Source organism: Rhodohalobacter sp. 8-1, from assembly GCF_038150125.1.
Classification (GTDB): Bacteria; Bacteroidota; Rhodothermia; order Balneolales; family Balneolaceae; genus SW132.
On sequence record NZ_JBBVMF010000033.1, the window covers coordinates 20891 to 30244 of the forward strand.

A 9354-nucleotide genomic window follows, 5' to 3' on the forward strand; every position below is an offset into this window, starting at 1 on the left:
AGGGTGTCCAATAAATAATTTGAAAAAAATACCGTCATACCGGACCTGATCCGGTATCTCCTGCTTACGTTTAGATTGGAGATCCCGCATCAAGCGCGGGATGACGCTCTGACAGTCTCAGGATAGATATCTGTGAATCTACGAATCGTTAGTCGGAGGATTTATCGGAAGGGTAATGATAAATTCTGTTCCCTTACCGTCTGTTGATTCAAACTCGATTGTTCCAAAGTGAGCATCAATAATTTTTTTGGATATCGCGAGGCCGAGACCGGTACCGGATGATTTTGTTGAGAAATTGGGTACAAAAATATTGTCGCGATCTTCAGCCGGGATTCCGCTTCCGTTATCCTCAATCGAGATAAATATCTGTTCTCCCTGTTTGCCTGTTTTGATGGTGATCCTGCTATTTCCGTTTTCAGACGCTTCAATACTGTTTTTAACTAAATTTATCAGGACTCTGCGAATTTCATCCGGGACACAGTGTACGGTTGCATCGCCATTATTTATTGTGGCATTTATGCTGACGCCTTCATCATGTCTGTATAAATCCGTAACAGACTCAATAATTGCTTCCAGCTTAACGGGCTCAAAGGGTTCCCGGATTGGCTTCGAAAATTTTGAAAAATCACTGGCTATTTTGTTGAGCGATTCAATTTGTTCGATAATATTGGCTGCTGTTTTTTCGATCGCCGGTTTCAGATTCAAAACATTCTCCGGGTTAGCTTCGAGCTGTCGTTGCAGGTGCTGCAGATTTAGCTTCATAGGGGTCAGTGGATTCTTTATCTCATGGGCAACCTGCTGGGCCATCTCTTTCCAGGCAGACTCCCTTTCTGCTTTGATGAGTTCTTTTTGGGCATCATCAAGCTTATTTACCATTTCATTATAGGCTTCGGCGAGTGCCCCAACCTCATCACGACTGGTAACCGGAATCTTTGTTTTCTTCTCGCCGCGTGAAATTTTGTTTAACCCTTTTTGAATCAGCTCAATGGGTTTCGTTAATTGGTTTGAAAATATTAAGGCACCAATCGTGAAGAGAACGAAAATAGCCAGATAAATACCAAACAGGTAGCTTGTGGTTTCAAGCAGCTGCTCAGTGTATACAGGCGATTGCGTAAATGTGGGGATGGCAACGGCTGCTTTAGGTTCGTTATCATCATCAACAATTGACCTGAATCCTACCAGCAGTGTTTCTTTGCCGAGCTGAACAGTTGTGACGATATGTCGCCGCTCTCTGTTGTAGAGATATTCGTAAACGTTGAACGGTAAAATTTGAGGTATCAGATGCTGCTGAAATATTTGTGGTGTGGTTGATTCATCAACCCAAACATTTTGGTATAAAATCGCATCTACATTCAGGGGGGATGTTACAGGAGCAAGCGGCACGTCGAGTTCGCCTGTCGTTAATTCGGGATTATTCAGCTGAATGGACTCGCTTAAGTTTCTCAGTTTATTAACAAGGTCCCTCTCGATGTTTTGCTCGCTTTGATTGCTGATGGCGTACTGCGTGGCAAACATCAGGAGAGTTAAAAACAGCAGTGTTGCAAGAGTGAACCCATCGATAAGGCGACTCTGAAATCGGTTACTTTGGCTAAACAGGTTAAATGATTTAAGGCCGTATACAGAAAGAGTCCCCATCACAAATAACCCAAAAAAGAGCAGTGGCAGAAACATTCTAAAATATGAGAACAGATGGTTGCTAAAGCCGGGTTTTGGCGTGCTTACCTTTACAATGTTTCGCTCTCCGGTTTTCATGAGGATTTCTCTGAAAGATCCCTGCGATGTTCGTGTTGTGATATAAGCTATTGAGTCGTCCATAGCGATGCTGCGCTCGATATCGGATAACCGGTTGTATTCGGGCTGGTCGGTGTAAATGCCTTTCGTTGCGCTTCGAACCACTCTGCTGCCCGCAAATTCAGCCATATAAAAACTTTTTCTCCACTCTTCGCCTGTTGCTGCAGCCATGAGCGCTCGAATGGGTTTGTTGAAATCGGGCCGTTCTTCGAAAATAGATCCGGTAACCCATGCCAGGATCTGGTTTGGGTTTTCGTTGCTGTAAATGGGAATCCATCCCCTGAAAAATGACCTGAAATTTTCACCGATATTCAGCGGCCGTCCCCAGATAATAGGCCTGTTGGTCTCCATTCGCAGCTGCTCGCCACGGTGAGAACGAATCATCATATCAAGCTCAAAAATGGATGTCCATCCCGGCGAGTCAATACTTGTAGAGTAGTCGGAAATCATCTCCCCGTCGGACCGAATCAGGTGCAGGTCAATTGTATAGCTTTGCCACTCTCTGCGATCAAAAGATTCAACTACTTCTTCAAACTGAGCCTGGGCACGTTCCGGGTTTTCGTATACGTCGGTGCCGTTGTTAAGTCGCGATTCAACCGTTTGAAGGATATTGCGCAAGATAGATTCACCATCACTGTCCGCTTCAGCGGCATATTCTATAGCAATTTTCCGCAGCTCTTCGTCGGCACGATTAGTGGTTGTATTCCAGATGATGGTATAAATCGAGCCTGATGCAAATAGCAGGAGAATCATCATGCGCCTGAAACCCGACATTTTCGAAAAAACCAATGGGTAGTAGGTAAGTAGCCAGCCGCCCACAATAAATGATATGAAGAGAATGCTTACCAATAAAAATTGCCAGCCGAGGAAGAAGTTTATGGAGGACAACTGATCGATTGCGAATGATGTAGCGAGAAACGAGAAGAAAGCAGAGAAAAATATCAGTACTGCCTTATCGCGCTCAAACTTAAACAGAAACTGCGCAATGGTAATGCTGATTCCGGATATGGCTGTGAAAAAGACAGCCCCGGATATGTAGAAAAAAAGTGAAGCAGGGGAAGGTACGAGTTCAAGGTCAAGCAGCGGGATTGCCGGATTTGCCGTCAGTTGTTTTGTGCTGATAACAAAAAAGAGAAGCAGCAGTATCTGTACGATTGCATAGAGTACCGCAAGCAACATGCCTTTAGCCTGCATTTTTTCCGTCTTATTTGATCTGTACCCGCTGAGAGTGCTGAAAGTAACAAGGAACAAAAGAATCAAAAAGAGAGAGTTTATAGAGTATTCACCCAAAAATACATAGCTATTGATAAGCTCGGTATTTCCCTGGGTAAGGAAGAGATCACTCCAGGCCCGGATCACGTTAAATTCTATAGCTGCAAACCATACCACGGAAATGGTAATAGTTTGAAGAAGCAGAGAGAACCAGGAATTGTAAGTAAAAGCAAATACGACAAACAGTATAAACAACGAGAGCAAAAATATAATGTGAAACACTTTTTTACTGTCACGAATGGAGTTGTTGTAAGCCGTCTGATACCCTGCAAAATCTCCCTCAACAGCGTATACAATTCCGATTGAGTCACGTGCGGATGTGCTCAGCACCCTGTGCCCGGCAATATTTTCAGGTGGTAAGGCTGAATAGCTGAACTTAACCGGGAATTTTGATTCTAAGCGTTCATGTTTAGCGAGATTATAATTTACATTTGGAGCTATCGGCAGATTTGTTGAGTGGGATAGTTTGCGAGCTGCTATTAAACGGTATGCCTGATCGTTTACGCTAAAGGCGGACTGAGCAGTTAGAAGTGTGAGATTTGCACGTCTCAGTACATTTGTATAGACGGAATCTGACCCAGTTTCAGGCGGGGGAGGGATCATAAGGTGAAACCCGTTCCAGTTCCAGAGTTCATTATCCCTGTATAATGTCACTCCCCAAAAATCTTTGTTTTGTAGCTGCCGGAATATCAGCTGACGATTTTGAGACTGTTCTATAAGCGGCAGGATCTCATTAACGAGGTCTGATACATCACGTGACATCTGCCGGTTTGTTTCCTCGAACAGATCTTCCGCCGTATCGAGACTCTCTTCAATTAGTGCATTCGGTGATTCCGGAAGGGTCCAGTAATAGGTGTCATAAAATTCAAAAACTCCCAGTGATACCAGTGCCATAATTGAAATGGCTGCGGGAATCAAAAGAGGATGTTTAAGAACTTGTTTCAACTATTTTCAATTTCGGGATCTTCAATGGTTGTTATTTCCGCATCATTCCACATGCGCTCAATGCCGTAAAATTCTCTTTTCTCTTTACTGAATATATGAACGACCACATTTACGTAATCGAGGATAATCCATCTCCGGGCGTCATGCCCTTCTTTTTTCCACTCGGCTTCACCCAGTTCTTTTTTTGTTTTTTGTGATACACTACTTGCCAGCGCTCCAATCTGTGTGTCTGATGTTCCGTGGCAAACAATAAAGTAATCGGTTAGTGTGGTGAGTCCACGCACATCAAGTACAGTAATGTCTTTCGCCTTTTTCTCAAGTAAAGCTTCGGTGATGGTATTAATAAGTGTAGCAGAATCAGCCGTTTTATTGCCGGCTTTTGTTGTGAATTGATCTGTTGCTGCTGGCTCTGTCATAGGCGGTGGGTTAAATTTTTGAATACATTAAGTTACGTTTAAAGATTGAGTGTCTTGTAGTCTGCCCCAAGTACAAGGGTCACGTCCAGATAAAATTCTCCGGAGATTTCTCGTAATATATGTTCTTCTTCAATGCCAAGAGCCCGTGCTACCCGCTCTGCATTTTCTGTTTGATTGCTGCGTGCGATAACCACTGATTTTTCCATGTTGAAATGATCAAAGTTGCCGGTTTCAACAACATCAAATCCATATCCGCGGAGGGTACTTGTATAATTTGTTGCTAACCCCGGAACTCCACACCCGTTTAATACTTCCAGCTGTATAACACTACTGATTAATACCGGATCCTGCTCAACACGATCAGATGAAATTCTGGGGAAGAGAACCCGCGCAATTAATGAAAAGATTAAAATGAAAAGTAAAAAACCTAAAAACCCGATCGCTGTATTAAGAAGTAGTGATGACCGGTCTTTCTCTTGTTTGCTATCTGCCATTAAGAACTAAATCTACCAAACATTATGCCTGTTCCATGGTGAGTCATATCCCCGGCTAAAACCATATCCATAATTACTAAAGGGGGAATAACGATACGGACGCTGAGAAAACTCAATTGATATGTGTGAATTTTCAGATAATTTATAGTCAAGCCGTGCGCGATCAATGATGATGCGTGATCCTAAACTGGTATTATCACCCATAAAACTGTTACCAAAAGGTGAATGAAGAAAAGATACATCAACTTGAGCATTCAGATTATCACTGATGTCAAAAAGCATTGAATTGGTGTAAGCATTTAAGTTCTGCATTTGTCCGCCGAAACTGCTGAAGGACATAGAATAGGAATGATCCATGGTCATATTGAGCATGTTCATCCAGTTTCCGGGAGATGATGGCCTCTGCTCATGGGTTATTACACCACTGTAATCGGACCCGTTGCCTAAATCTTCTCTGAGCTGAGCTTCTGAAAGTGATACTGCAAAAAGCAGGATTGTAATAAGCAGAACTGAAAATTTCATATAACTGGACGTTGAGTTTATCGGTCGTTAATTATAATACGTAAACGGTTCGACTTAGTAAACAATTTCACACGAATAGAAAAATTTTTGAAAGAGGACAATTAAAGTCATTTTTTAAGCAGGGCAACAAATGGCCTATAGATAAGTTGGAATTGTGGTAGCAAATAAAAACAGGTATATTACCTTGCTATATACATTTTAAAGTTAAACACAAAAAAGTACCCTCCCGTATGAAAATGAAACTTACGGATTTCAAATTTGAAATCGAAGATTTTAACGTCCCCGAAGTACCCCTCGAACCAAGAGATAGTGCAAAACTGATGGTTTTGAACAGGGAAGACCAGTCTATCAAGCATGAGACCTTCGCCGACATCCATAAATATGTTAATGAGGGAGATGTCATTATTTACAATAACACTAAAGTATTTCCCGCGAAGCTAAAAGGGAAAAAAGAGAAGACTGACGCTGATATAGAAGTCTTTCTGCTGCGCGAACTGATGCCTGAGAACATGCTTTGGGATGTTCTTGTAGAACCTGCGCGAAAAATTCGGATCGGGAACAAGCTCTATTTCGGGGAAGACCTGATGGCTGAAGTGATTGATAACACGACATCCAGAGGCCGAACCATTCGGTTTTTATACGACGGCCCGAATGAAGATCTGTATAAACGTCTCGATGAAATTGGTGATATGCCTCTTCCCCCCTATATCGAGCGCGAGCCTGTAGAAGAGGATAAGGAGAGATATCAGTCTATATTTGCGAAAGAAAGGGGAGCTGTTGCGGCACCAACGGCTGCTATGCATTTTACTCCGGAGCTGGTTGAAAGGGTAGAAAAGAAAGGCGCAGAATTTTTGCCCGTGACTCTACATATCGGCTGGGGAACTTTTCGGAATGTTGAAGTTGAAGATTTGACCAAACACCGAATGGACTCCGAAAATTACCTGATTTCAAAGGAAACATCAGATAAGATTAATAAAGCCCTGAAGAGTAAAACAAGCAAGGTTATCGCTTGTGGTACGTCTGCAGTACGTGTGATTGAAACCAGTGTAATGGCCAGCGGAATGTCTAAACCAGGGACAGGCTGGACAGATAAATTCATCTACCCGGACTACCCGTTTAAAATCACGGAAGCTATTATCACAAACTTTCATCGGCCTGAGTCAACTTTACTGATGTTGGCAGCTGCTTTTGGTGGTTATGACTTCATCATGAAAGCCTATGAAGAAGCCCAGGAAAAGGATTACAGGTTCTTTTCATTCGGTGATGCAATGTTGATTCTTTAATCGCAGGTAGCACCGTGAAGGCCCCTTCATTTTCACTCATTATACCTGCAGCAGGCGTGGGCAGGCGTATGGATTCAGATATTCCGAAGCCATATTTGCTGCTCAAAGGAAAAACGGTCTTGGAGCGGACACTGTCATGCTTCCGCGGATTGGATTCTCTGCGGCAGGTTATTGTATCAACGTCTGATTTATATAAGGAGCAGACGTCGGATATACTGAACATGCTTTTTGATGAAGTTGATACGGCTGTGGTTGATGGTGGAAACCGCCGACAAGATTCAATATACAATGCGTTTCAGGAAGTGTCAGACACTATCGGTTATGTCGCTGTTCATGATGCTGTTAGGCCATTCATTAAAAAGAGTACGATCGCAGACTGCCTGAACAGGTCCGTACAGTGCGGGGCGGCAATCATCGGCGTGCCTGTAAAGGATACAATTAAGCAGGTAAATCTCAATGGGTTCATCAAAAGTACGCCTGACAGGTCTTTGTTATGGCAGGCACAAACTCCCCAGATTTTTCGTAAAAAGCTTTACGAGGATGCATTTCAGTTTGCCGAACAGAAAGATGTCGAGGTCACGGATGACGCTTCATTGTTTGAAGCATTTGGAAAAAATGTACGGATGGTGGAAGGCGACCGTGAAAATTTTAAGCTAACCTATCCCATCGATTTTAAGATTGCGGAGTTACTTGTTGATACATTTAAGCCGTAGGAGATCTAAATGAATTTCAGAATAGGTGTTGGATATGACATACATGCCCTGGGAAAGGGCAGGCCTTTGATTATTGGGGGTGTTCAAATTCCATATGAGTTGGGCTTGGTAGGGCACTCAGATGCTGATGTTTTACTGCACTCTATCACGGACGCAATTCTTGGGGCAGCAGCACTGGGCGACATCGGTCAGCACTTTCCGGATACAGATAAAGCTTACAAAGGCGCTGATAGCTTGGCGCTGCTCTCAAAAATCCAGGAACTTATAAAAAATGAGGGTTACTCTATTGGTAATTTGGATGCTACGATCATAGCGGAAGCTCCAAAAATGCTCACTTTTATTGATGAGATGAGAGAAAATATTTCACAGACACTAAAATGTGACTTCTCTCAGGTGTCTGTAAAAGCGACGACAAATGAAAAGCTTGGATCGCTTGGCCAAAACCAGGGAATTGCCGCCCACAGTGTAGCACTTTTATTTAGAGATTAAGCGCAGAAATGGAAGTTTACATAGACCAGGCTGTAAATTGGATTCTCACTTTGTCACCCACAAGCATATACACAATATTTTTATTTGTGGCGTATGCCGAAAACATTCTTCCACCGATTCCAGGTGACTTACTGATTGTTTTTGGCGGCTATCTGGCGGCTGAACAAATTATCAGTTTTAATGGGCTGCTTATGATTACAACCTTCGCATCTGTGATAGGGTTTATGAATATGTATGCGTTTGGTTATTACTTTGGTGATAAGATAGACACACATCGTTCAGAGTTCTGGCTGATGCGTATTATTGATGTAAAATATTTCGACCGCTGTAAACGATGGATGCACAAGTACGGGCAAGCTGTTATTGTGGCCAACCGTTTTTTGGCAGGCACACGATCTGTCATAGCTGTTACGGCCGGGCTTGCAAAAATGAGAGCAATCACTACCGTATTCAGCTCTTTTTTAAGCTCAATTTCCTGGAATTTTGTATTATTAGGAGCGGGATGGGTTGTTCATGAAAACTGGTTTGTGATTGGAGATTATCTTAACATCTATGGTTGGACAGTGTTAGCATTGATACTGCTTACTGTAGGGGGGAGATTCATTTATGTGAAGTATTTAAGAGGCGCTGTGAGCCGGTCTAAAAAAGATTTAAAAAAATGATCTGATTTTAGTTGACAAGTTCTTAAGATGTAACTATTTTTGGAGTCTTTCAGTGATATGGGAGCGAGATCGGTATATCGTCTTCGTTTATTGGAAACAGAGGAATAAAATTTTCTTGCCTTAGTATTTTGAAGAAGGGTATTAAGAAAAGATTTTAAAAATTCAGTCAGCAGCTTACAAGACAGTTCGCAGGCTTTTTTTTGATTTATTTAATTAGCTAATAAGTGAATTAGCTAATAAGTGCAAAATTTGGGCATCGGTTCAAAACCGGTCACTAATTTAGGAAAGTAATTGTAATAGTAGTTTGACATATTGACCAGCCAGTGTAGCTCAGGGGTAGAGCAACGGTTTTGTAAACCGTCGGTCGTCGGTTCAAATCCGGCCACTGGCTCATATTTTGGGGGGATACCAAAGCGGCCAACTGGGGCAGACTGTAAATCTGTTGTCTTACGACTTCGCAGGTTCGAATCCTGCTCCCCCCACTTAATGATTTTGAATTTTGAAAAGCGGGCGTAACTCAATTGGTAGAGTGTCACCCTTCCAAGGTGAATGTTGCCAGTTCGACTCTGGTCGCCCGCTCTCTGAATCAAGCCGATATAGCTCAGGGGTAGAGCACTTCCATGGTAAGGAAGGGGTCGTCGGTTCAATTCCGACTATCGGCTCTTCAGGTAGCAGATTAAACTAACAAACTCAATATAATATAGATAGTCATGGCAAAGGAGACATTTCAACGTACCAAGCCACACGTGAATATCGGTACGATCGGT

8 protein-coding genes and 4 tRNA genes are annotated in these 9354 nt (G+C 42.7%); 8 read left to right on the forward strand and 4 right to left on the reverse strand.

Going from position 1 to position 9354, the window contains the following annotated elements:
* Nucleotides 1–138: 138 nt before the first annotated feature.
* Genes AABW11_RS19325 through AABW11_RS19340 form a run of 4 tightly spaced genes read right to left on the reverse strand, consistent with a single transcriptional unit; the run spans nt 139 to nt 5440 of the window.
* Nucleotides 139–4008, reverse strand: a complete 3870-nt coding sequence (locus AABW11_RS19325) for a sensor histidine kinase (RefSeq protein ID WP_340106983.1) — start codon at nt 4006–4008, stop codon at nt 139–141.
* Nucleotides 4005–4424 (reverse strand): ribosome silencing factor, encoded by a 420-nt coding sequence (gene rsfS / locus AABW11_RS19330; RefSeq protein WP_340106984.1) that lies wholly within the window; start codon nt 4422–4424, stop codon nt 4005–4007. The genes AABW11_RS19325 and rsfS overlap by 4 nt, the downstream gene beginning before the upstream one ends.
* A gap of 38 nt (nt 4425–4462) precedes the next feature.
* Nucleotides 4463–4918 (reverse strand): LytR C-terminal domain-containing protein, encoded by a 456-nt coding sequence (locus tag AABW11_RS19335; RefSeq protein ID WP_340106985.1) that lies wholly within the window; start codon nt 4916–4918, stop codon nt 4463–4465.
* Nucleotides 4919–4930: 12 nt separating this feature from the next.
* Nucleotides 4931–5440: a hypothetical protein gene (locus AABW11_RS19340; RefSeq protein WP_340106986.1), complete on the reverse strand. Its 510-nt coding sequence runs from the start codon at nt 5438–5440 to the stop codon at nt 4931–4933.
* A 236-nt stretch (nt 5441–5676) separates the two neighbouring features.
* On the opposite strand from AABW11_RS19340, the gene queA reads away from it, so the two are divergent.
* The 8 genes from queA to AABW11_RS19380 all read left to right on the forward strand — a co-directional run bounded on the left by queA (nt 5677) and on the right by AABW11_RS19380 (nt 9249).
* Nucleotides 5677–6723 carry a tRNA preQ1(34) S-adenosylmethionine ribosyltransferase-isomerase QueA gene (gene queA / locus AABW11_RS19345; protein ID WP_445263807.1) on the forward strand — a complete coding sequence of 349 codons (1047 nt, stop codon included), beginning with the start codon at nt 5677–5679 and terminating at the stop codon, nt 6721–6723.
* Nucleotides 6724–6737: 14 nt separating this feature from the next.
* Entirely contained in the window at nt 6738–7436 is a 699-nt protein-coding gene (gene ispD / locus AABW11_RS19350) for a 2-C-methyl-D-erythritol 4-phosphate cytidylyltransferase (protein WP_340106988.1), read from the forward strand.
* A 9-nt stretch (nt 7437–7445) separates the two neighbouring features.
* Nucleotides 7446–7925 (forward strand): 2-C-methyl-D-erythritol 2,4-cyclodiphosphate synthase, encoded by a 480-nt coding sequence (ispF, locus tag AABW11_RS19355; protein ID WP_340106989.1) that lies wholly within the window; start codon nt 7446–7448, stop codon nt 7923–7925.
* 8 nt (nt 7926–7933) lie between these two features.
* Nucleotides 7934–8587: a DedA family protein gene (locus tag AABW11_RS19360; protein ID WP_340106990.1), complete on the forward strand. Its 654-nt coding sequence runs from the start codon at nt 7934–7936 to the stop codon at nt 8585–8587.
* Between the two features lie 319 nt (nt 8588–8906).
* Nucleotides 8907–8978, forward strand: a tRNA-Thr gene (locus AABW11_RS19365).
* A gap of 8 nt (nt 8979–8986) precedes the next feature.
* Nucleotides 8987–9069, forward strand: a tRNA-Tyr gene (locus tag AABW11_RS19370).
* Nucleotides 9070–9093: 24 nt separating this feature from the next.
* A tRNA-Gly gene (locus AABW11_RS19375) sits at nt 9094–9166 on the forward strand.
* A gap of 11 nt (nt 9167–9177) precedes the next feature.
* Nucleotides 9178–9249 (forward strand) — tRNA-Thr (locus tag AABW11_RS19380).
* Nucleotides 9250–9354 lie beyond the last annotated feature (105 nt).

What these genes read in the sequence shown, in the direction of transcription:
- ispF (WP_340106989.1), top strand. Translation starts at nt 7,446, where the DNA reads ATGAATTTCAGAATAGGTGTTGGATATGACATACATGCCCTGGGAAAG.
- AABW11_RS19360 (WP_340106990.1), top strand. Translation starts at nt 7,934, where the DNA reads ATGGAAGTTTACATAGACCAGGCTGTAAATTGGATTCTCACTTTGTCA.
- AABW11_RS19335 (WP_340106985.1), bottom strand. Translation starts at nt 4,918, where the DNA reads ATGGCAGATAGCAAACAAGAGAAAGACCGGTCATCACTACTTCTTAAT.
- AABW11_RS19340 (WP_340106986.1), bottom strand. Translation starts at nt 5,440, where the DNA reads ATGAAATTTTCAGTTCTGCTTATTACAATCCTGCTTTTTGCAGTATCA.
- queA (WP_445263807.1), top strand. Translation starts at nt 5,677, where the DNA reads ATGAAACTTACGGATTTCAAATTTGAAATCGAAGATTTTAACGTCCCC.
- rsfS (WP_340106984.1), bottom strand. Translation starts at nt 4,424, where the DNA reads ATGACAGAGCCAGCAGCAACAGATCAATTCACAACAAAAGCCGGCAAT.